Raw genomic sequence first — 21,675 nt, forward strand, 5'->3', positions numbered from 1 at the left:
GGCCCGGTCGCAAGACCGGGCCCTTTTGCTATGGGCCATCGGCCGCCCCGGCCGGCGCGTCCCCGTCCACGGCCTTGTCGCGGTCAAGTCTTCGCGTCCGCCTTGTGTTTTCCGCAACAATTTCGCATTTTCCGCCCGAACTTGAGGGCCGGACATGTCTTGGGACCATCTCGACCGGGATAAATTTTCAGACGAGCGTGAGGCCGTGTCGGCCCTTCTCGCCAGTCGGCCCCTGTCGCCGGAGGACCGCGAGGAGGTGCGCCAGGAGGCCGAGGCCCTGGTCCGCTTCGCGCGCAAGGGCGCGGCCAAGCAGGGGGTGGTGGAGAGCTTCCTGCAGGAGTTCTCCCTGTCGACCCGCGAGGGCCTGGCCCTGATGTGCCTGGCCGAGGCCCTGCTGCGCACCCCCGACGAAGGGACCCGCGACCGGCTGATCGCCGAGAAGATCGCCTCGGCCGACTGGGCCAGCCACCTGGGCCGTTCCGACAGCCTGCTGGTGAACGCCTCGACCTGGAGCCTGATGCTCACCGGCAAGCTGATCGACCCCGACGAGGAGGCGCGCGCCGACCTGCCGGGCTTCATCCGCCGGCTGGCCGGCCGCCTGGGCGAGCCGGTGATCCGCCAGGCCGTGGGCGCGGCGGTGCGGATCATGGGCGAGCAGTTCGTCCTGGGGCGGACCATCGAGCAGGCCATCAAGCGTGCGGGGGCGGACGGATTCGTCTGCTCCTTCGACATGCTGGGGGAGGGCGCGCGCACCGCCGCCGACGCCGATCGCTACGAGAAGGCCTATGCCGACGCCCTGACCACGGTGGGATCCAAGGCCAAGGGCCAGGGGCCGGAGGCTGGCCACGGCGTCTCGGTGAAGCTCTCGGCCCTGTCGCCGCGCTACGAGGCCCGCCAGGAGGACAGGGTCTGGTCCGACCTCTATCCGCGCATCCTGCGCCTGGCCCGGATCGCCGCCGACGCCAACATCAACCTGACCCTCGACGCCGAGGAGGCCGATCGGCTGGTCCTCTCCCTCAAGCTCCTCGAGCGCCTCGCCGCCGAGCCGGAGCTGGGGACCTGGAAGGGCCTGGGCCTGGCGGTGCAGGCCTATCAGAAGCGCAGTCCCCGGACGATCGAGGCGGTGGCCGACATCGCGCGCGCCACCGGACGCCGGCTGATGGTGCGGCTGGTGAAGGGCGCCTATTGGGATTCCGAGATCAAGCGCGCCCAGGTGGGCGGCCTGCCGGGCTATCCCGTCTACACCACCAAGGCCGCGACCGACGTCTCGTACCTGGCCTGCGCCCGGGCCCTGCTGGCCGCGGCGCCGGCCCTCTATCCGCAGTTCGCCACCCACAACGCCCATACCCTGGCCGCCGTGCGCCAGATGGCGCGTCGGGCCGGGGTCGAGCCCGAGTACCAGCGCCTGCATGGCATGGGGGAGGCCCTCTATGCCGGCGCCGTGGAGCGCTACGGCCCGCTGAAGCTGCGGGTCTACGCCCCGGTCGGCGGCCACGAGGACCTGCTGCCCTATCTGGTGCGCCGCCTGCTGGAGAACGGCGCCAACACCTCCTTCGTCCACGCCCTGCTGGACGAGAAGACCCCGGTCTCGGCGGTGGTGGGCGACCCCATCGCCACGGTGGAGGCCGCCGGCGGTGCGCCGCACCCGCGCATTCCGCTGCCGGTCGACCTCTATGGCTCGGCCCGCAGGAACTCCACCGGGGTGGACCTGTCCATCGCCGCCGACCGCGATCGGCTCAGCGCCGCCGTGGCGGGGCTCGACTTCCTCACCGGCCGGCCGATCATCGCCGGCCGCGAGACCGGGACGGGAGCCAGCGCCGCGCGCACATCCCCCAGCGACCTCGAGCGGGTGATCGGCCAGGCCTGGAGCGCGGGCGAGGCCGACATCGAGGCCGCCTTCGCCGCCGCCAAGGCCGCCCAGCCCGCCTGGGACGCCCGCGGCGGCCACGGCCGGGCCAAGGTGCTGCGCGCCATGGCAGAGGCCCTGGAGGCCCACCGCGACCGGCTGATCGCCGTCTGCGTCGCCGAGGCCGGCAAGACCTATGGCGACGGCGCCGCCGAGGTCCGCGAGGCCGCCGACTTCTGCCGCTACTACGCCCACCTGGCCGAGCGCCAGTTCGCGGGGCCCGAGACCCTCAAGGGGCCGGTGGGGGAGGTGAACCAGCTCTCCCTGCACGGCCGCGGGGTCTTCGTCTGCATCAGCCCCTGGAACTTCCCGCTGGCCATCTTCAGCGGCCAGATCGCCGCGGCCCTGGCCGCCGGCAACGCGGTCCTGGCCAAGCCGGCCGAGCAGACTCCGCTGATCGCCGCCGAGGCCGTGCGGCTTTTCCACAAGGCCGGCTTGCCGGTCGAGGTGCTGCACCTGCTGCCGGGCGACGGCGCGAGCGTGGGCGGCGCCCTCACCGCCCACCCGGCCTGCGCCGGCGTGGCCTTCACCGGCGGCACCGACACCGCCTGGGCCATCAACCGCACCCTGGCGGCCCGACCCGGGCCCATCGTCCCCTTCATCGCCGAGACCGGCGGCCTCAACGCCATGTTCGTCGACACCACCGCCCTGCGCGAGCAGGTGATCGACGACGTCATCGCCTCGGCCTTCGGCTCGGCGGGCCAGCGCTGCTCGGCCCTGCGCATCCTGTTCGCGCCGCGGGAGACCGCCGACCTGCTGATCGAGGGTCTGGCCGGGGCCATGGACGCCCTGGTGCTGGGCGACCCGGCCGATCCGCGCACCGACATCGGCCCGGTGATCGACGCCGACGCGCGGGCCGCCCTCAACGCCCACCTGGCGCGGCTGAACACCGAGGCCAAGGTGATCCGTCGGACAGCCGAACCGGCCGGCGGCCATTTCTTCGCCCCCACCCTGGCGGAGATCCCGTCCTCGGCCTTCCTGCAGAAGGAGGTGTTCGGCCCGATCCTGCACGTGGTCCGCTACGACGCGGCCCGGCTGGACGAGGCGGCCGGTCCCCTGGCCGCGGCCGGCTATGGCCTGACCCTGGGAATCCACAGCCGCATCGAGGGCTTCGCCGACCAGGTCCGGGCCGCGGTCCCGGCGGGCAACGCCTATGTGAACCGCTCGATGATCGGCGCCGTGGTGGGGGTCCAGCCCTTCGGGGGCGAGGGCCTTTCCGGCACCGGACCCAAGGCGGGCGGGCCGCACGCCCTGCTGCGCTACGCGGTGGAGCGCGCGGTGAGCGTCAACATCGCCGCCCAGGGCGGCGACCCCGCCCTCCTGAACCTCAACCCCTGACGCGCGTTCCCCGCCCAAGCCATTGGGCGCGGGGTAAGGCATGACACACCAACAGGCGCTGGCCTTCGGCCTGATCGCCGTCACCATCGGCGCCTTCATCTGGGGGCGGTTCCGCTACGACCTGATCGCCCTGGTCTCGCTGCTGGCCGGGGTGCTGCTGGGGGTGGTGCCGGCCAAGAGCGCCTTCGACGGCTTCTCCAACGACATCACCGTCATCATCGCGAGCGCCCTGGTGGTGAGCGCCGCCTTCGCCCGCTCCGGCATCATCGAGGCCCTGCTGCGCCCCTTGCTGCCGCGCCTCAAGACCGAGCGCAGCCAGGTCCCGGTGCTGACGGCGGCGGTCACCCTGCTGTCGACGGCCACCAAGAACGTCGGCGCCCTGGCCATCATGATGCCGGTGGCCCTGCAGGTGGCGCGGCGGACCGGGACCTCTCCGGGCCGCCTGTTGATGCCCATGTCCTTCGGCGCCCTGCTGGGGGGCCTGGTGACCCTGGTGGGCACGGCGCCCAACATCATCGTCTCCCAGGTGCGCGAGCAGATCCTGGGCAAGCCCTTCGGCATGTACGACTACGCCCCCGTCGGCCTGGCCCTGGCGGCCATGGGCGTGCTGTTCCTGTCCTTCGCCTACAAGATGCTTCCCAAGGGCCGCACCCCGGCCACCGGCATCGACGCGGCCCTGGCGGCCAACGCCTATTTCACCGAGGTCCAGGTCCCGGAGGACTGGACCTTCGAGAAGAACCGCATCCTGGACCTGCACGCGATGGCGCACCAGGAGGTGCGGGTCATGGCCCTGCTCCGGGGCGGCAAGCGCAAGTCCCAGCCCCACCCCAACACCAAGGTCCTGCCCGGCGACACCCTGCTGCTGGAGGGCGATCCCCAGGGTCTGGACGACCTGATCACCCGGGCCAAGCTGCGCCTGACCCGGGCCGACAAGCCGCTCTCCATGGAGGAGCCCACCGAGGAGGTGCGGGTCATCGAGGCTGTGGTGGGCGCGGAGTCCGGGCTGATCGGCGAGACCGCCCAGCGCTTCGACCTGCACGGCCAGCATGGCGTCAACCTGCTGGCGGTCAGCCGCTCGGGCTTCCGCCTCAGCCAGCACCTGAACCGCGTGCGCCTGCGGCGCGGCGACGTCATCGTCCTGCAGGGCGGGGAGCGGACCCTGCCGGCCGCCCTCACCGCTCTGGGTCTCCTGCCGCTGGCCGAGCGGGAGGTGCGCCTGGGCGGCATCCGGCACGCCCTGGCCCCGGCGGTCATCCTGGGCGCCGCCATGGTCCTGGTGGCCTTCCAGGTGGTTCCTGTTGCCATCGCCTTCTTCGGGGCCGCCGTGGTGATGATCGCCATCGGCTCGATCCGCATGCGGGAGGCCTATTCCGCCCTGGACGGTCCGGTCCTGGTGCTGATCGCGGCCCTGATCCCGGTGTCGGAGGCGATCCAGACCACCGGCGGGGCCGACCTGATCGGCAGCTGGCTCTCGGCGATTTTCCGGGGTCAGGCGCCCATGCTGGCTCTGGCGGCCATCATGGCCGTGGCCATGGCCGCTACGCCGTTCCTGAACAACGCCGCCACCGTGCTGATCGTGGCCCCGGTGGGGGCGGCCCTGGCCCTCAAGCTGGGGCTCAATCCCGACCCCTTCCTGATGGCCGTCGCGGTGGGCGCGGCCTGCGACTTCCTCACCCCCATCGGCCACCAGTGCAACACCCTGGTGATGGGGCCGGGGGGCTACAGGTTCAGCGACTACCCCCGGCTGGGGGCGCCGCTGACCCTGCTGGTGCTGGCGGCCGGCACGCCGCTGATCGCCCTGTTCTGGCCCCTGGTGAAGGGCTAGCCCCAGATCAGGATCCACAGGCCGATGGCCGCGAAGGAGGCCGCCGCGGCCCAGCGGATGGCCGTGAGCGGCAGCTTGGTGGCGGCCGCGTCGCCGAGGAACACCGCCGGAGTGTTGGCCAGCATCATGCCCACCGTGGTGCCCGCCGCCACCAGGGCCACCTCGTGGAAGCGCGCGCCCAGCGCGACGGTGGCCACCTGGGTCTTGTCGCCCATCTCCACGAAGAAGAAGGCCACCAGGGTGGTCCAGAAGACCGAGGACCCGGCCCGCTCGCGGGGCGCGTCCTTGTCCTCGAAGGTGTCGGGAATCAGCGCCCAGCCGGCGAAGGCGATGAAGGCCAGGCCCAGGACCCACTTCATCCAGGGCCCGTCGAAGAAGGCGCCGGCCACCGAGCCGATGGAGGCGGCCAGGGCGTGGTTGGCGATGGTGGCGAAGAAGATCCCCAGCAGGATCGGGACCGGCTTGCGGAACCGCGCGGCCAGCAGGATGGCCAGCAGCATGGTCTTGTCGCCGATTTCGGCGATGGCCACGAGGCCGGCGGAGACGAGGAAGGCTTCCATGAGTCGAGCGTCCGGGCGGGGTCAGGCGCATACCAATGGCTTTCCGCGCCGCCGACCCCGCAAAAGATCAGCGCACGAAAGCCAAAGGTCTCGCCAAGCTTGATGCCGGACGCGCCATGCTTGGGACCTCTCGGCCCCGCACAAGTCTGTTGACGCGCCCCCTGCTGGAACCGCAGGCGGCTACTCCCCAGTGACGCCGTGGGGATAGGGCGGGGCCCCCGGGGACGCAAGGTGAAACTGCCCGCGCGGTGGGCGAGATGTTTTGTCACACTGTCGTGAGCGGCGCCTGCCGGACGCTCCGGAAAGCCTTGTCGATCAACCCCCGGAGCGCCACGTTAAGACCTGGTTAACGAAAAAGCCTGGGGACGCGTCCATTCCCCCCGTTGACGAGTCATTAGGCTTCATGCCCCCATATGATGCGTATCTGGGGTTGGGCGACCACTAGATGTAGGGCTTGCCGCGTTGGGGCGGTTCTAGACGGAAGCGCCTGATAGTTATGGATTTTGGGTCATGAGCAGTAGCGAAGCGGCATTGCGGACGGTTTCGGAAGCCAACACGGCGGCCCCGGAACGGGCCGATCGACCGCAGCTGCAGCTGGTCCGCAAGGTCGTGGTCGACCGGTCGCGGGACGCCCTGCTGACCGACTTCGGCAAGACCACCCTGGAGGACCGCTACCTGCTGCAGGGCGAGTCCTATCAGGACATGTTCGCCCGGGTCGCCACGGCCTATGCCGATGACGCCGACCACGCCCAGCGGGTCTACGACTACATCTCCAACCTTTGGTTCATGCCGGCCACCCCCGTGCTGTCCAACGGCGGCGCCGATCGCGGCCTGCCGATCTCCTGCTTCCTGAACGCGGTCGGCGATTCGCTCGACGGCATCCAGAGCGTCTGGAACGAGAACGTGGCGCTGGCCTCCAACGGCGGCGGCATCGGCACCTATTGGGGCGGCGTGCGCTCCATCGGCGAGAAGGTGAAGGGCGCGGGCCAGACCAGCGGCATCATCCCCTTCATCCGCGTGATGGACAGCCTGACCCTGGCCATCAGCCAGGGCTCCCTGCGCCGCGGCTCGGCGGCGGTCTATCTGGACATCCACCACCCCGAGATCGAGGAGTTCCTCGAGATCCGCAAACCCTCGGGCGACTTCAACCGCAAGTCCCTGAACCTGCACCACGGCATCTCCATCAGCGACGCCTTCATGGAGGCCGTCCGCGACGGGGAGATGTTCGGCCTGCGCTCGCCCAAGACCGGCGACGTGGTCAAGGAGGTCGACGCCCGCACCCTGTGGCAGAAGATCCTCGAGATCCGCCTGCAGACCGGCGAGCCCTACCTGATCTTCTCCGACACCGTGAACCGCTCCATGCCGCAGCATCAGCGCGACCTGGGCCTCAAGGTCCGGCAGTCGAACCTGTGCTCGGAGATCATGCTGCACACCGGCCCCGACCACCTGGGCGCCGAGCGCACCGCCGTCTGCTGCCTCTCCTCGGTCAACGCCGAGAAGTTCATGGAGTGGCGGGACCACCCGACCTTCATCGAGGACGTCATGCGCTTCCTCGACAACGTCCTGCAGGACTTCATCACCCGCGCCCCGCCGGAGATGAAGAACGCCGTCTACGCCGCGATCCGCGAGCGGTCGGTGGGCCTGGGCCTGATGGGCTTCCACTCGTTCCTGCAGGCCCAGAACGTGCCCTTCGAGAGCGCGCTGGCCAAGTCCTGGAACATGCGCCTCTTCAAGCACCTGCGCCGCCAATGCGACGCGGCCTCCCGGACCCTGGCCGCCGAGCGCGGCCCCTGCCCGGACGCCGCCGACATGGGCGTCATGGAACGCTTCAGCCACAAGCTGGCCATCGCGCCGACCGCCTCGATCTCGATCATCTGCGGCGGCACCAGCGCCGGCATCGAGCCGATCCCGGCCAACATCTACAGCCACAAGACCCTGTCGGGGACCTTCGCGGTCAAGAACCCCTATCTGGAGCGCCTGCTCGAGGAGAAGGGCCAGAACACCGCGGCGGTCTGGGACACGATCCTGGAGAACGAGGGGTCGGTCCAGCACCTGGACTTCCTCACCGACGACGAGAAGGACGTCTACAAGACCGCCTTCGAGCTGGACCAGCGGTGGGTGGTGGAACTGGCCGCCGACCGGACGCCCGACATCTGCCAGTCCCAGTCGGTGAACATCTTCCTGGCGGGCGACGTCGACAAATGGGACCTGCACATGCTGCACTGGCAGGCCTGGGAGCGGGGCTGCAAGTCGCTCTACTACCTGCGCTCCAAGTCGGTGCAGCGCGCGGCCCACGCCGGCGGCGAGGGCCTGGTGATGATGGACCAGGGCCCCAGCGAGAAGACCGACTACGACGAGTGCCTCGCCTGCCAGTAGAACCCAGCCGCCAAGTCGCCCGGCCTGCGTTACAAGGTTAATCGACCTAACGGCGCGGGTCCTTCGGAGTGGCTATGCGACTGCTCGCGGCGACGGCTTTGACGCTCGGATGCGCGGCCACCACGGCCGCGGTCGGCGCCGCCGTCTTCCCCGCGCCCGCGGTCCAGACCTCCCCGGGCGACCGGGTCTTCCAGCAGGAGTGGAGCAGCCTGAAGGCGGCGGTCTTCGTCCCCGCCGCGACGGCCGCGGCCGACTTCGTGCGGCCCCCCACCCCCGAGTTCGCCGGCGGCGCGGCGGCGGAGGCGGGGATCGAGCCCGATTTCCGCCAGCCGGCCGTGACCGGCACACCCCTGGATGCGCCCACCGCCTTCGCCACCGAGACCTACGTCCCCGGCGAGGGGGTGGCCCGCTGGAGGGTGAGCGAGATGGCCATAGCCCGGCCCGCGGCCCACGCCGTGGACGCGGTGCGGGTCTCCATCGGCCAGATCGCCCGCACGCCGGGCGCCCTGCCGCCGCGCCCGGGCCAGGCGGTCTCGGCCGACACCGAGGCCTATGAGGTCAGCTACACCCGTGGCTGGCCGGCCCTGGTGGCGGTGGACGCCGGCCCGTACGACCTGGACCTGACCCCCCACGCCGGGGTCGGCATCTCCAACGCCGGTGGCGAGGCCGAGGCCGGGGCCATGGTCCGCCTGCGCCGGAAGGCCGAGGGCCTGGCGAACCGCCTGGGGGTCAGCGACGGCGCGCGGTTCGGCGACCGCGGCCGCTGGTATCTGTTCGCCGCCGCCAGCGGCCGGGCCGTGGGCCTCAACGTCCAGCGAAGCAACGGCGACTGGTCCAACCGCGGCCTCTCCACCGACGCCGCCAGCGCCCTGGTCAGCGACGTCCAGGCCGGGGTCGGCTGGCGCAAGGGCTCGGTGCAGGCCTCGCTGGCCTGGATGCGGCGCAAGGTGAAGGCCGCCCAGACCCTGATGGGCTGGGACCACCGCGACGATTCGATGGTGGCCTTGACCATTTCAATCAAGCCGCGTCGCTGATCTTGCAGGAAAATCTCCAACCGCGAGGGGTGCGGCGGTTAAGCACGGGAACCGAATTTCCCGTTGCGTCCTTCTCAGGGCGTGGAAGGATGTCGTCGGGCCGCTCGCCAGACGACGCGGCAAGGGGAGATCGCCTCATGAGGTCGATGGCTGGGCTGGCCACCGCCTTGGGCATTACCGGGATGTGCGCGGCGACGGGCGCCGCGGCGCAGTCGACGCCCCTCACCTTCGAATCCGGCGCCGCTCAGCTGATGAACGCGGCCTTCGATCCCAAGGCCTATTCGCCCCGGGACGACGATCCCATCGCCCATCTGCTGGACCGGGAAACCTACAACCTTGGCGTCGGTCCGGTTCGCTGGGACAACAGCCAGGTCCTGCTGGGCGACCACGGCGTGGCCATCGATTCCCTCAGGCTCTCGGTGGGCGGGACCGTCCGCGCGCCCGGCGGCCTGCCGGTCAATTTCGACCGCGCCGAGTTCGAGGCCCAGGCCTACGAGATCGCGCTCACCCGCAACTGGCCCGACGCGGTCAGCTTCGCCACCGATCGCTACGACGTCTCGCTGACGCCCCACGCGGGCCTGGGCATGTCCAACGCCGGCGGTTCGGCCGAGGCCGGCGCCATGCTCACCCTGGGCCAGAAGGCCTCCGACGGCCTGAAGTCGCGGCTGGGCGCCCTGGGCGTCCGCGACGGGGCGGCCTTCGGCAATGAAGGCCGCTGGTACCTGTTCGCCGCCGCCAGCGGCCGGGCCGTGGGCCTCAACATGCAGCGCAACAACGGCGACTGGAACGGCGCGGGCTGGTCCACGGACCCCTCCAGCGCCCTGATCGGCGACGCCCAGCTCGGCGTCGGCTGGCGCAAGGGCGCCATGCAGACCTCGCTCGGCTACATTCACCGCGAGGTGAAGGGCCAGCACATGGTCTGGGGCCAGGAGACCAAGGACGACTCGATGGTCGCCTTCTCGCTCTCCATCAAACCCCGCCACTAGATCTAGCCTTCCCACCCCTCGTGGAAGCCCATGCGCTCGGCCCACAGGGTGTGCAGGCGCGGGTCGTCGTCCACCCGGCGCATCACCTCGCCCATCCTCGGCGCCACCTCGTAGAACCGCTTCCGGCGCGGCCGGAACCGCGAGACGGCGGCGACATAGAGGTCCAGCACGGTGAGGTCGTCGCCCAGGATATAGCGGCCGGGCGTGACCTGGCGCTCCATCATCCCCCAGCAGTCGGCGATGCGGTCCAGCACGCGGGTCTCCAGGGCGGCGTGACCGGCCGGATCGGGGACGAGGCGCGATGGGTCGTCCTTGACCCAGTAGAGCGAATAGATGGCCGAGGAGACGAAGCTCATCCAGCGCAGGAACTGGGCGCGCCTCGGATCCCCCGGCGCCGGCGCCAGCCCCGCCTTCGGATGGGTCTCGGCCAGCCAGATCAGGATCGCCGCGCTCTCGCTGATCACCTCGCCGGAGGCCAGCACCAGGGCGGGAACCTGGCGCATGGGATTGGCCTTCAGCACCTGGTCGCCGCTGGCCGGGTCGTCATGGTCCCAGGTGTAGGCGTCGATCAGGGCGTAGGGGATATCCAGCAGGGTCAGGGCCGCCTCGACGGGAACCGCCCCGGAGCCCCGCGCGCCATAGAGGGTCAGAGCTGCGGCCATTGGTCCGTCCCCATGCAATTCACAACATCTTGGGGGCCTGCGTTAACTCGCCGCTAGATGTTGTCGTGGATCGATGGCTAAAGTTAACCCGCTAACGCGTCGTTCGTCGATTCCGCCTTGCTGGAAAGTCCGCCCGTGACCGCCTCGAAAATCGCCCTGCCCGGCCTGCTCACCCCGTCCTACGCCTACAAGCCCTTCCGCTATCCGTGGGCCTACGAGTTCTGGAAGAAGCAGCAGCAGGTCCACTGGATGCCCGAGGAGGTCCCGCTCGGCGAGGACTGCAAGGACTGGGCGACCAAGCTCAACGACCGCGAGCGCAACCTGCTCACCCAGATCTTCCGCTTCTTCACCCAGTCGGACGTCGAGGTGAACGACAACTACATGGAGCGCTATTCCCGCGTCTTCAAACCGACCGAAGTGAAGATGATGATGTCGGCCTTCTCCAACATGGAGACGATCCACATCGCGGCCTACGCCCTGCTGCTCGAAACCATCGGCATGCCCGACAGCGAGTTCACCGCCTTCCTGGATTACCAGGAGATGCGCGACAAGCACGACTACATGCAGAAGTTCGGGGTCGACACCAACGCCGACATCGCCCGCACCTTGGCCATGTTCGGCGGCTTCACCGAGGGCCTGCAGCTGTTCGCCAGCTTCGCCATGCTGATGAACTTCCCGCGCCACAACAAGATGAAGGGCATGGGCCAGATCGTCTCCTGGTCGGTGCGCGACGAGAGCCTGCACTGCGAGGGCATCATCAAGCTCTACCACGCCTTCAACGCCGAGACCGGCGTGGTCACCAAGAGCGTGGCCGACGACATCATCGACTGCTGCAAGACGGTGGTGGGCCTGGAGGACAAGTTCATCGACCTGGCCTTCTCGGCCGGCGAGGTCCAGGGCATGACGCCTGACGACATCAAGGCCTATATCCGCTTCATCGCCGACTGGCGCCTGCGCCAGCTGCACCTGCCCGAAGTGTTCGGCGGGGTGAAGGAAAATCCTCTGCCCTGGCTGCAGTCCATGCTGTCGGGGGTCGAGCACGCCAACTTCTTCGAGGCCCGCTCCACCGAATATTCCAAGGCCGCCACCAAGGGCCAATGGCACGGGGAGGCCGGCGTCTGGGCCGAGTTCGACCGGTCCTTGTCGCGCCGCAGCGAGAACGTGCCCGCCGAATAGGTCTCAGGCGGGCCTGACCACGGTGACGTGCAGCCAGGTCCGCGCCTCCTGCTCATAGCTGTGGCCGGTGGTCTGGCGGATCGTAAGGTCCGTCCAGGACCCCGCCTGACCATAGGCGGCCCGCAGCTCGGCCTCCGACGGGAAGTTGAAATAGCGTCCCAGGGTGTCGCGGCCTCCGCCGTCTCCGGCCTTGTAACTGGCCTGGAAGAGACCGCCCGGCTTCAGGGCGCGGCGCACCCGGCCCAGCACCAGCGGCAAGGCCTGTGTGGGCACATGCAGCAGGGAAGCGTTGGCCCAGACGCCGTCGAAGGCGTCCACGTCCTCGAGATCCTCGAACAACCCCACGCGCACCGGTCGCCCCAACCGGGACTGGGCGATCCGGGCGAGGCCCGCCGATCCGTCCAGGGGCGTCACCTCGAACCCCTGGGCCAGCATCACCTCGCTGTCCTGACCGCCGCCGCAGCCGAGGTCGAGGACCTGGGCGCCGGCCGGCAGGGCGGCCAGGAAGTCCGACAGCCCCTTCGAGGCCTTGGGCAGCCGACGCCCGGCATAGGCCGCGGCTTCCCGGTCATAGAAGGCCAGTGTCTGGGGATCGTGGGTCTCGTCAGCCATGGCTTGCGCTTCTCCCCCTATGGATCGACCTTGCCACCTTGGCCGTTCAGGCGGCGGGATCAATCCATCGGAGCGGGTCATGAGCAAGGTTGTCTACGAGATCGTCCAGCATGACGGCGGCTGGGCCTATCGGTCCGACGGGGTCTATTCGGAGACCTTCCCCAGCCACGACGCCGCCCGCGCCGCCGCCGTCCGCGTGGCCCGCGAGCAGAAGGTCCCCGGCACCGACGCGGCCATCTCCTTCGAGACCTCGGACGGCAAGTGGCATGAGGAACAGGTGGACGGCCATGACCGGCCCATCACCGAGGTGAAGGGCTAGCTCCAGGGCCCGCGCGCGGCCGGGGTCACCGGAACCGCCGTGCCCGCCCGGCGCGGACCGCTGACGGCGGCCCCGCCGCCCTCGGCCAGCTTCATCAGGGCCGCCACCCGGTTCTGGGTCGCCGGGTGGGTGGAGAACAGGTTGTCCGCTCCCTGGCCCGACAGCGGGTTGATGATGAACATGTGGCTGGTGGCCGGATTGCGCTCGGCCTGGTGGTTGATCATCCCGCCGCGGGCATAGGCCTCGATCTTCTGCAGGGCCGAGGCGAGCGCCTGCGGATCGCCGCTGATCTCCGCTCCGCCCGCGTCTGCGCCGTATTCACGGTGGCGGCTGATGGCCATCTGCACCAGGGCCGCGGCCATGGGGGCGAGGATGGCGAGCGCGATGGTCCCGATCACGCCGCCGGGCCGGTCGCGGTCGTTTCCACCGAAGAAGAAGGCGAAGTTGGCGAGGGCCGAGATGGCCCCGGCGATGGTGGCCGTCACCGTCATGGTGAGCGTGTCGCGGTTCTTCACGTGGGCCAGCTCATGGGCCATCACCCCGCGGATCTCGCGGCGGTCCAGCATGCGCAGCAAACCCAGGTTCGCGGCCACGGCGGCGTGCTCCGGGTCGCGTCCGGTGGCGAAGGCGTTGGGTTGCTCGGAATTGATCAGATAGACCTTCGGGCGCGGCAGGCCGGCGCGGTCGGACAGCTCGTGGACGTCGGCGGCGAAGTTGGCGATCAGGCGATCGGGGTGGCTCTCGTCCACCTCCGTCGCGCCGTACATCCGCAGCACGATCTTGTCGGCGTTCCAGTAGCTGATGGCGTTCATCGTCACCGCCATCAGGAAGGCGATGGCCATCCCGCTGGGCCCGGCGATCAGATAGCCGACGCCGACGAAGAGCGCGGTCAGGGCCGCGAGCAGCATGAAGGTTCGAAGGTGGTTGCGCATGGGTCCTATGGCGGCCTGAAAGGTCGGCACGGATATGGGGATCGCGCCCCGCCCCGCCAAGCTATCTCGCGTTGCGCAGGGGAATGGGGGTGACCGCGGGCCCCAACGGAACCCGCGCCGCGGCGCTCTCCAGCAGGCGGGCCTCGACCTGTTCGGCCGGCATGGGTCGGGCGAACAGGTAGCCCTGCAGGCGGTCGCAGCCGGCGGCGCGCAGGAACAGGGCCTGGCCCTCGTCCTCGACGCCCTCGGCGACGATCCGGCAGTCCAGGGAGGTGGCGGCCTGCAGCATGGAGCGCACCAGCTTGGAGACCCGGGGATCGCGGCCCACGTCGCCGATCAGGGACTGATCCAGCTTCACCGTGTGGATCGGCAGCTGCATCAGGGCGCGCAGGTTGGAATAGCCGGTGCCGAAGTCGTCCAGGGCCACGCGCACCCCACAGGCCGCCAGCCGCTCGATATGGCGCCGCGCCAGGTCCAGGTCGTCCACCAGGAAGGTCTCGGTGATCTCGACGGTGAGCGCCGTGGCCGGCAGGTCGGTGGCCCGCAGGCGGCGGATCAGGTCGCGGGAGAAGGCCGGGTCCAGCAGTTCGCGGGGGGAGACGTTGCAGGAGACGGTGTCGATCAGGCCCTGCGCCACCCAGGGGGCCGCGCGCTGGCAGGCGGCGGCGAACACCGCGGCGTCCATCTGGCCGATCAGGCCCAGCTCCTCGGCGAGCGGCACGAACACGCCGGGCAGCAGCAGGCCCTGTTCGGGATGGTTCCAGCGGGCCAGCACCTCGACGCCGACGATGCGGCTGTCCTGGGCGTCCACCACCGGCTGGAACCAGGGGACGATCTGGCCCTCGGGAATGGCGCGGCGCAGGTCGCCCTCCAGGCTGTTGCGCCGGTCGCTGGCCTCCCGCAGGTCGCGGTCGAAGATCGAGAACCGGCGTCCGCCCCCGGCCTTGGCGCGGTAGAGGGCCATGTCAGCGAAGCGTTGCAGGTCGGTGGCGTCCACCGCGTTGTCGGGGAAGACCGCGACGCCCACCGAGGCGCTGGGGGCGACGGTGCGGCCGTAGATCCAGTAGGCCTGGGCCAGGGCGGTGGTGAGTTGCTCGGCGCGCGCCGCCACATCGGGGTCGGCGGTGATCAGGGCGAACTCGTCGCCCCCCAGGCGGGCCACCAGGTCGCCATGGCGGGCCTGGCCGCGCAGGCGCGTGCCCATCTCGTTGAGCAGCAGGTCCCCGGCGTGGTGCCCCAGGGTGTCGTTGAGGTGCTTGAAGTGGTCCAGGTCGATGACGAAGAGGGCAACCCGGCCCCCCGACGCCTGGGCGTCCTCCAGCCGTTCGATCAGGGCCGAGGTGAAGGCGCCGCGGTTGAGCAGGCCGGTCAGGCCGTCGGTGCGGGCCAGGTGCAGGGTGAGGGCCCGCTCGGCCTCCAGCTCGTCCACCCGTCGCGCCAGGGCGGCGCTCAGGCGCTCGAATTCCTCGGTGGCGCGGCGCAGGTCCTCGGTCTTGGCGGCCAGCAGGGTCTCGGCCTCAAGGCGCGCCAGGCGGGCGCCTCCGAACTGGCGTGTGTGCGCCCTGGCCTCCGACATCTCGTCCCCCGCTATCCTCATTTCGGGGAGATATTGGCCGACGAGGCCGGAATCGACCGTTAACGGCCAAGCTTAGGCGGCTCGGGGTTCAGCCTCGGGGTTCTCGATCTGGCGTTCCCACTTGGCGACCACGGCGGCGGCCACGGAATTGCCCACCACGTTGGTGGCCGAGCGGCCCATGTCCAGCAGGTGGTCGACAGCCAGGATCAGGATCAGGCCGGCCTCCGGCAGCTTGAAATAGGCCAGGGTGGCGGCGATCACCACCAGGGAGGCCCGCGGCACGCCGGCCATGCCCTTGGAGGTCACCATCAGCAGGGCCAGCATAGTGATCTGCTGGCCGATGGAGAGGTCGACCCCATAGGCCTGGGCGATGAACAGGGTGGCGAAGGTGCAGTACATCATCGACCCGTCCAGATTGAACGAGTAGCCCAGCGGCAGGACGAAGCTGGCCACCTTGCGCGACACCCCCCACTTCTGCAGCTCCTCCAGGGTGCGCGGATAGGCGGCCTCCGACGAGGCGGTGGAGAAGGCCAGCAGGGCGGGCTGGCGGATGCCGGCCACCAGCTTCAGGCCGCGGGGGCCGACGATCAGCACCAGCACCCCGATCAGCAGGGCCCAGAGGATGCCCAGAGACAGGTAGAAGCCGCCGACGAACTCGGCGTAGGTGGCCAGGATGTCCAGGCCCTGGACGGCGATGGTGGCGGCGAGCGCGGCGAAGATGGCCAGGGGCGCGGTCTTCATCACATAGCCGGTGACCTTCAGCATGATGGCCGCGATCTGCTCCACCAGGGCCAGGACGGCCGGGGCGCGGTCGTCGATGGCCGCCACGGCGGTGCCGACGAAGACCGAGAAGATGACGATCTGCAGGATCTCGTTGTTGGCCATGGCCTCGACGATGGACTTGGGCACCAGGTGGGTGACGAACTCCCGCAGGGTGAACTTCGACATGTCCACCGCCGCGCCGGCCGCCAGGTCTGGATTGGGCAGGGCCAGGCCCGAGCCCGGATGCAGCAGGTGGGACATGACCAGGCCGATGGTCAGGGAGACGATCGAGGCGGTGATGAACCAGCCCAGCGCCTTGACGCCGACCCGGCCGATGGTGGCGGCGTCCTCCATGTGGGCGATGCCCGCCACCAGGGTCGAGAAGACCAGGGGGGCGATGATCATCTTGATCAGCCGCAGGAAGACGTCGGTGATGATGGACAGGTTGTCGGCCACCGCCTTGGCCTGATCGGGGCTGGCGTACTGGTTCACGGCCCAGCCGACGGCGACGCCCAGGACCATCGCGCCGACGATGAAGGCGGTGAACAGGCGATTCATGGCAAACCCTTGCGAAGGACCGATAGCCGACCTTTGTCGCCGGGATGGGGGCCCGCGTCCATACCGGCGCGTGCGGTGTCTCGAAACCTTGGCCGGGCTGCGCTAGGTTGGATCATGAACCCTGACACCGAGGCGGCCGCAATCGTCGCGAAGCTGAACGCCGAATACCAGCAGAGCGTGGACGCCCTGCGCGACGCCCTGAAGATCTTCCTGGCCGGCGGTCCGCCGCCCGACCCCGCGGTCCGCGCCGACGGGGCCTTCGTCTATCCCGAACTGCGCCTGACCTGGCCGCCGGGCCAGAGCTTCCCCCGGCTCAGCCGCGCCTACGCCCGGCTGTCGGCGCCCGGCAAGTACGCGGTGACGGTGACCCGGCCCGACCTGTTCGGCGACTACCTGATCGAGCAGATCACCCTGCTGCTGACCGACTTCAAGGTGGAGATCAGCGTCGGCCGCTCCACCCAGGAGATGCCCTTCCCCTATGTGCTGGACGGGGCCGTGGACATCGCCATGGCCGACATCGGCTCAGCCGACATCGCCCGGCATTTCCCCACCACCGAGCTCTCCCAGATCGGCGACGAGATCGCCGACGGCTTCTGGAGCCCGGCCCTGGAGGACGCCCGGCCCCTGGCCCTGTTCGACGGCCTGAGGACCGACTTCTCGCTCGCCCGCCTGACCCACTACACCGGGGCGCCGGCCGAGCACGTGCAGCAGTACATCCTGTTCACCAACTACCACCGCTATGTGGACGAGTTCGTCCGCTGGGGCTGCGAGCAGCTGAAGGTTCCGGGCGGGCCGTTCACGGCGCTGTCGGCCTCGGGCCGGGTGATGGTGACCGCGCAGAGCGAGAACCCCGAGCAGCAGATCGCCGACGGGCCCTGGCGGCGCCATCAGATGCCGGCCTACCACCTGATGGCCGAGGGGCGGGCCGGGATCACCCTGGTGAACATCGGGGTCGGTCCCTCCAACGCCAAGACCATCACCGACCACCTGGCGGTGCTGCGGCCCCAGGCCTGGCTGATGATCGGCCACTGCGGGGGCTTGAGGGGCTCCCAGACCATCGGCGACTATGTCCTGGCCCACGCCTATCTGCGGGACGACCACGTGCTGGACGACGTCCTGCCGCCGGCCATCCCCATCCCCCCCATCGCAGAGGTCCAGGTGGCGCTGGGCAAGGCCGCCGAGCAGGTCACCGGGGAGACCGGGGAGGTGCTGAAGAAGCGGCTGCGGACCGGGACCGTGGTCACCACCGACGACCGCAACTGGGAGCTCCGGTTCTCGGTCAGCGCCCTGCGGTTCAACCAGTCCCGGGCCGTGGCCATCGACATGGAGAGCGCCACCATAGCCGCGCAAGGGTATAGGTTCCGGGTGCCCTACGGGACCCTGCTGTGCGTCTCCGACAAGCCGCTGCACGGGGAGATCAAGCTGCCCGGCCAGGCCAACGCCTTCTATGAGCGGGCCATCGGCCAGCACCTGCAGATCGGCATCGCCACCATGGCCCTGCTCCGCGACGAGGGTCCGAGGCTGCATTCGCGCAAGCTGCGGAGCTTCGACGAGCCGCCGTTCCGCTGAACATGTCGGTGGTCGTGGATGGAGGAAAACGGGTTTGTCGGCATTTGGCCGCGAGGCCTTGCCTGATAAGGATTTCCGGCCCGCCAACCGACCGACATGCGCCAACATCTGACCGATGATGACCGACGAAATCCCCGTGCCCAAGCGGCCCAAGACGCCCGACCCGATGGAGTGCTGCCGGCGCGGCTGTTCTCCCTGCATCTTCGACTATCACGACACGGCGATGGAACGCTGGACGGCGCGGGTGCGGGCCATGGGGCTCGATCCGGACGAGATCCCCGCCGAGGACTAGGGCCGCCAGCGCCAGCCGCCGTCGGTGGTCCTGGCGCAGATCACCACCAGGAGGCAGACCAGGGCGGCGATGGCCAGGGGCCGGGCGGGACCGTGCAGGTAGGCCAGGCAAAGCGTCAGGCCCGCGAAGAACCCCGCCAGCACGGCCCAGCCCTGCCAGGCGATCGGCCAGCCGGCGCCGTATCCGAGGACCTTGGGCGCGAACCAGGGGCGTCTGGGCATGACGGACTCCTTCTGCGCCCGCAGTCCAGCGCCGCCCGGTCAACGGGTGAAGATTGATCGGCGCCGCTCAAGATTGCCTTCCGCAGGCGCGCGGCGTTAGAGGATCGGCATGACGCGACACATCGCCTTCGAGGGCATCGAGAACTTCCGCGACTTCGGCGGCTACGACACCGCCTGCGGGCGGGGCCTGAAGCCCGGCGTCCTCTACCGCTCGGCCAATCACGGCCAGGCCACCGACGCCGACCTGGCGAAGATGGCCGAGCTGGGGATCACCACCATCGTCGACCTGCGCCGCCGCCGGGAGCGCGACCGGGAGCCGTCGCGCCGCTGGCCGGGCTTTTCGGGCCAGGTGATCGAGAACGACATCGAGGGCGTGGAGACCGACTGGGCCGAGGGCATCGCCGCCGCCGAGCGGGTGGACGCCGAGTGGTTCCGACAGGACAGTCTTGGGTTCTACCGTGAGGCGCCCCACGCCCCGCGCCACGTCGACCTGTTCCGCCGCTATTTCCGGGCCATCGCCGAGACCGACGGCGCCCTGGTGGTGCACTGCGCGGCGGGCAAGGACCGCACCGGCCTGATCTGCGCCCTGACCCACCACATCGCAGGCGTCCACCGCGACGACACGCTCGCCGACTACCTGGCCACCAACAACGAGGCGCGGATGGCCGCGCGCATGGACTTCCTGCGCACCTACATCCTCGACCTGACCGGCAAGCTGGTGGACGACGACGGCCTGCGCCAGGCGGCCAGCGTGCACCCGGACTATCTCGACCATGGCCTGGCGGCGATCGAGGCCAGCCACGGCGGCCTCGACCAGTATCTGGAGCAGGTGCTGGAGGTGGACGCCAAGCTGCGGGCGAGGATCGAGGCGCGGATCCTGCGGTGACCCAAGTCCCGCTCACCCCGGCGAAGGCCGGGGCCCAGATCCAACCCAAGCCTTGGGCTTTGATCCAAGGTTCGTGTGGTTCGTGGGTTCGTGGTTCCAACTCTTGAAGCCGCGCCGCCGGTGAGGCCCATCAGACTGTCTTCGAACCTCACGAACCACACGAACAGTGATCCTGATCGACAGGCGCGTGATGAATCTGGGTCCCGGCCTTCGCCGGGATGAGCGGGTGGGGCGGCATTGCGCTCACGCCCCTCGCGCCGTAATCGTCCCGCGCCATCTTGTTCGGGGACATCTCATGCAGAGCTTCCAGCCGCCGCGCCGCATCCTGATGGGGCCTGGCCCCTCCGACGTCAGCCCCCGCGTGCTGGCGGCCTGCGCGCGGCCCACCATCGGTCACCTGGACCCGGCCTTCCAGGACCTGATGGAGGAGATCAAGGCGGGGCTGTCGCGCCTGTTCAACGCGGACGGCTACGCCTGCGTGCCCCTGCCGGCGCCCGGCACCGCCGGGATGGAGGCGGCGATCATGAACCTGCTGGAGCCCGGCGACCGGGCGGTGATCGCCATCAACGGGGCCTTCGGCGGCCGCATGGCCGACATGGCCGACCGGGCCGGCGCCGAGGTGATCAAGGTGGAGTTCGAGTGGGGTCAGCCCGTCGATCCGGCCAAGGTGGAGGCCGCCATGGCCGGGGGCCCGGTGAAGGTGCTGGCCTTCGTCCACGCCGAGACCTCCACCGGCGCCCGCAGCGACGCCGCCGCCCTCTGCGCGCTGGCCCGCAAGTACGGCGCCCTGTCGGTGGTGGACTGCGTCACCTCCCTGGGGGGCATCGTGGTGGATGCGGCGGCCTGGGACGCCGACGTGATCTATTCCGGCACCCAGAAGTGCCTCTCGGCGCCGCCCGGCCTGTCGCCCATCTGCCTGTCGCCGCGGGCCCAGACGGCGATCACCGGGCGCAAGACCAAGGTCCGCAACTGGCTCTTGGATTTCAATCTGCTGATGGCCTACTGGGGCGGCGAGGGCGGCCGGACCTATCACCACACGGCGCCGATCAATGCGCTCTATGGCCTGCATGAAAGCCTGGTGGCCCTGTTCGAGGAGGGCCAGCAGGCTGTCCTGGTGCGCCACGCGCGATCCCATGAGGCGCTGGCCGCCGGCATCGAGGCCGCCGGCCTGAAATTCCTGGTGGACCCCGCCCACCGCCTGCCGCAGCTCAACGCCGTGATCGTGCCCGAGGGCGTCGACGAGGCCGCCGTGCGCGCCCATGTCCTGGCCAAGTGGGACCTGGAGCTGGGGGCGGGTCTCGGCCCCCTGAAGGGCAAGATCTGGCGCATCGGCCTGATGGGCGCCTCGGCCACCCCCTGGCACGTGCGGGTCTGCCTGACGGCCCTGTGTGAGGCGTTGAACGCGCAAGGGTTCAAGGCCGACGGCGCGGCGGCTGTGGCCGCGGCGGAGGCGACGCTGGGATAGATCTCAGCGGCTGGGCGGCCCCCTCACCCTGCCCTCTTCCCTGCTAGAGGGGGAGAGGGTGTTCCGGTCGACTCCTCCTCTCCCCCTTGGGGGAGAGGGCAGGGTGAGGGGGTCTCTCCGCCGCAGTGACTCAGGATGGCGTCGCAGATGTCGGCGCTGCGTTCGAAAATCTCGAAGTTCCAGAAGCGGAGCACCCGGAAGCCCTGGCTTTCGAGGTAGGCCGTGCGGCGGGCGTCATAGGCGACGGCTTCGGAGTGCTGGCCGCCGTCGAGTTCGACGATCAGTTGGGCGTCTAGGCAGCAGAAGTCGGTGATGTAGCGGCCTACCGGGACCTGGCGGCGCCACTTCCAGCCGCCGAGGCGACGGTTGCGCAGCGACCGCCAGAGTCTGGCCTCGGCGCGCGTCTGAGTGGCGCGGAGCTCCCGGGCCCTGGCTGTCGGCGCATTGCGGCTCATCGGCCCCCTCACCCTGCCTCTCCCCCGCAAGAGGGGGAGAGGAGGAAGCTTAGCGCATGTTCGTGTTATGTTCCAGGTCGCGACGTGTGCCGGAAGGACGCCATGGAACTGACCCCGTCACGGGGCGCTTAGGGAGCGCCACGTTTCCGCCTTTCGGCGAGCGGC

Annotated in this window: 19 protein-coding genes and 1 riboswitch; of the genes, 11 read left to right on the forward strand and 8 right to left on the reverse strand. The window is 69.9% G+C overall.

Features of this window, described 5'->3' with window-relative positions:
* The first annotated feature begins 154 nt into the window (after positions 1-154).
* Positions 155-3,244: a bifunctional proline dehydrogenase/L-glutamate gamma-semialdehyde dehydrogenase PutA gene (gene putA / locus AC1RN5_RS18440; RefSeq protein ID WP_493042704.1), complete on the forward strand. Its 3,090-nt coding sequence runs from the start codon at positions 155-157 to the stop codon at positions 3,242-3,244.
* Between the two features lie 40 nt (positions 3,245-3,284).
* Entirely contained in the window at positions 3,285-5,069 is a 1,785-nt protein-coding gene (locus AC1RN5_RS18445) for an SLC13 family permease (RefSeq protein ID WP_493042705.1), read from the forward strand.
* Here the strand turns inward: AC1RN5_RS18445 and AC1RN5_RS18450 are convergent.
* Positions 5,066-5,629, reverse strand: a complete 564-nt coding sequence (locus tag AC1RN5_RS18450) for a TMEM165/GDT1 family protein (protein ID WP_493042707.1) — start codon at positions 5,627-5,629, stop codon at positions 5,066-5,068. The genes AC1RN5_RS18445 and AC1RN5_RS18450 overlap by 4 nt on opposite strands.
* Before the next feature lie 17 nt (positions 5,630-5,646).
* Positions 5,647-5,830: riboswitch (yybP-ykoY riboswitch) on the reverse strand.
* A 309-nt stretch (positions 5,831-6,139) separates the two neighbouring features.
* Between AC1RN5_RS18450 and AC1RN5_RS18455 the strand changes: the two genes are divergently transcribed.
* The 3 genes from AC1RN5_RS18455 to AC1RN5_RS18465 all read left to right on the forward strand — a co-directional run bounded on the left by AC1RN5_RS18455 (position 6,140) and on the right by AC1RN5_RS18465 (position 10,025).
* Positions 6,140-8,005 (forward strand): ribonucleoside-diphosphate reductase subunit alpha, encoded by a 1,866-nt coding sequence (locus AC1RN5_RS18455; protein WP_493042709.1) that lies wholly within the window; start codon positions 6,140-6,142, stop codon positions 8,003-8,005.
* 74 nt (positions 8,006-8,079) lie between these two features.
* The gene (locus AC1RN5_RS18460) at positions 8,080-9,039 is read left to right on the forward strand and encodes a lipid A-modifier LpxR family protein (protein ID WP_493042711.1); all 960 of its coding nucleotides are present in this window, start codon (positions 8,080-8,082) and stop codon (positions 9,037-9,039) included.
* 137 nt (positions 9,040-9,176) lie between these two features.
* The gene (locus tag AC1RN5_RS18465; RefSeq protein ID WP_493042713.1) at positions 9,177-10,025 is read left to right on the forward strand and encodes a lipid A-modifier LpxR family protein; all 849 of its coding nucleotides are present in this window, start codon (positions 9,177-9,179) and stop codon (positions 10,023-10,025) included.
* Positions 10,026-10,027: 2 nt separating this feature from the next.
* Here AC1RN5_RS18465 and AC1RN5_RS18470 read toward each other — a convergent pair whose 3' ends face one another.
* Positions 10,028-10,687: a glutathione S-transferase family protein gene (locus tag AC1RN5_RS18470; protein WP_493042715.1), complete on the reverse strand. Its 660-nt coding sequence runs from the start codon at positions 10,685-10,687 to the stop codon at positions 10,028-10,030.
* 135 nt (positions 10,688-10,822) lie between these two features.
* Here AC1RN5_RS18470 and AC1RN5_RS18475 point away from each other — a divergent pair, with 135 nt between their 5' ends.
* Positions 10,823-11,863, forward strand: coding sequence for a ribonucleotide-diphosphate reductase subunit beta (locus AC1RN5_RS18475; protein WP_493042717.1), 1,041 nt, complete (start codon positions 10,823-10,825; stop codon positions 11,861-11,863).
* 3 nt (positions 11,864-11,866) lie between these two features.
* Here AC1RN5_RS18475 and AC1RN5_RS18480 read toward each other — a convergent pair whose 3' ends face one another.
* Positions 11,867-12,475, reverse strand: coding sequence for a class I SAM-dependent methyltransferase (locus AC1RN5_RS18480; RefSeq protein ID WP_493042720.1), 609 nt, complete (start codon positions 12,473-12,475; stop codon positions 11,867-11,869).
* Positions 12,476-12,554: 79 nt separating this feature from the next.
* Between AC1RN5_RS18480 and AC1RN5_RS18485 the strand changes: the two genes are divergently transcribed.
* The gene (locus AC1RN5_RS18485; RefSeq protein WP_493042721.1) at positions 12,555-12,794 is read left to right on the forward strand and encodes a DUF2188 domain-containing protein; all 240 of its coding nucleotides are present in this window, start codon (positions 12,555-12,557) and stop codon (positions 12,792-12,794) included.
* Here the strand turns inward: AC1RN5_RS18485 and htpX are convergent.
* The 3 genes from htpX to AC1RN5_RS18500 form a co-directional block, all read right to left on the reverse strand.
* Complete coding sequence (htpX, locus tag AC1RN5_RS18490; protein WP_493042723.1) at positions 12,791-13,726, reverse strand: zinc metalloprotease HtpX; 936 nt, start codon at positions 13,724-13,726, stop codon at positions 12,791-12,793. The genes AC1RN5_RS18485 and htpX overlap by 4 nt on opposite strands.
* 61 nt (positions 13,727-13,787) lie before the next feature.
* Positions 13,788-15,302: a putative bifunctional diguanylate cyclase/phosphodiesterase gene (locus AC1RN5_RS18495; protein WP_493042725.1), complete on the reverse strand. Its 1,515-nt coding sequence runs from the start codon at positions 15,300-15,302 to the stop codon at positions 13,788-13,790.
* Between the two features lie 72 nt (positions 15,303-15,374).
* On the reverse strand, positions 15,375-16,622 hold the full coding sequence (locus AC1RN5_RS18500) for a dicarboxylate/amino acid:cation symporter (RefSeq protein WP_493042727.1): 1,248 nt from the start codon (positions 16,620-16,622) through the stop codon (positions 15,375-15,377).
* Between the two features lie 114 nt (positions 16,623-16,736).
* On the opposite strand from AC1RN5_RS18500, the gene AC1RN5_RS18505 reads away from it, so the two are divergent.
* Together AC1RN5_RS18505 and AC1RN5_RS18510 are read left to right on the forward strand one after the other, a co-directional pair.
* A complete protein-coding gene (locus tag AC1RN5_RS18505) occupies positions 16,737-18,191 on the forward strand; it encodes an AMP nucleosidase (protein WP_493042728.1) in 1,455 nt (484 codons plus the stop codon).
* A gap of 118 nt (positions 18,192-18,309) precedes the next feature.
* Positions 18,310-18,483 (forward strand): oxidoreductase-like domain-containing protein, encoded by a 174-nt coding sequence (locus AC1RN5_RS18510; protein WP_493042730.1) that lies wholly within the window; start codon positions 18,310-18,312, stop codon positions 18,481-18,483.
* Here the strand turns inward: AC1RN5_RS18510 and AC1RN5_RS18515 are convergent.
* A complete protein-coding gene (locus AC1RN5_RS18515) occupies positions 18,480-18,704 on the reverse strand; it encodes a hypothetical protein (protein ID WP_493042731.1) in 225 nt (74 codons plus the stop codon). The genes AC1RN5_RS18510 and AC1RN5_RS18515 overlap by 4 nt on opposite strands.
* A gap of 109 nt (positions 18,705-18,813) precedes the next feature.
* On the opposite strand from AC1RN5_RS18515, the gene AC1RN5_RS18520 reads away from it, so the two are divergent.
* Positions 18,814-19,590 (forward strand): tyrosine-protein phosphatase, encoded by a 777-nt coding sequence (locus AC1RN5_RS18520; protein WP_493042733.1) that lies wholly within the window; start codon positions 18,814-18,816, stop codon positions 19,588-19,590.
* A gap of 295 nt (positions 19,591-19,885) precedes the next feature.
* Positions 19,886-21,055, forward strand: a complete 1,170-nt coding sequence (locus AC1RN5_RS18525) for a pyridoxal-phosphate-dependent aminotransferase family protein (RefSeq protein WP_493042735.1) — start codon at positions 19,886-19,888, stop codon at positions 21,053-21,055.
* A 23-nt stretch (positions 21,056-21,078) separates the two neighbouring features.
* Here AC1RN5_RS18525 and AC1RN5_RS18530 read toward each other — a convergent pair whose 3' ends face one another.
* Complete coding sequence (locus AC1RN5_RS18530; RefSeq protein ID WP_493042737.1) at positions 21,079-21,510, reverse strand: endonuclease domain-containing protein; 432 nt, start codon at positions 21,508-21,510, stop codon at positions 21,079-21,081.
* Positions 21,511-21,675 lie beyond the last annotated feature (165 nt).

This window comes from Phenylobacterium sp. GW821-FHT12F10 (assembly GCF_058806695.1).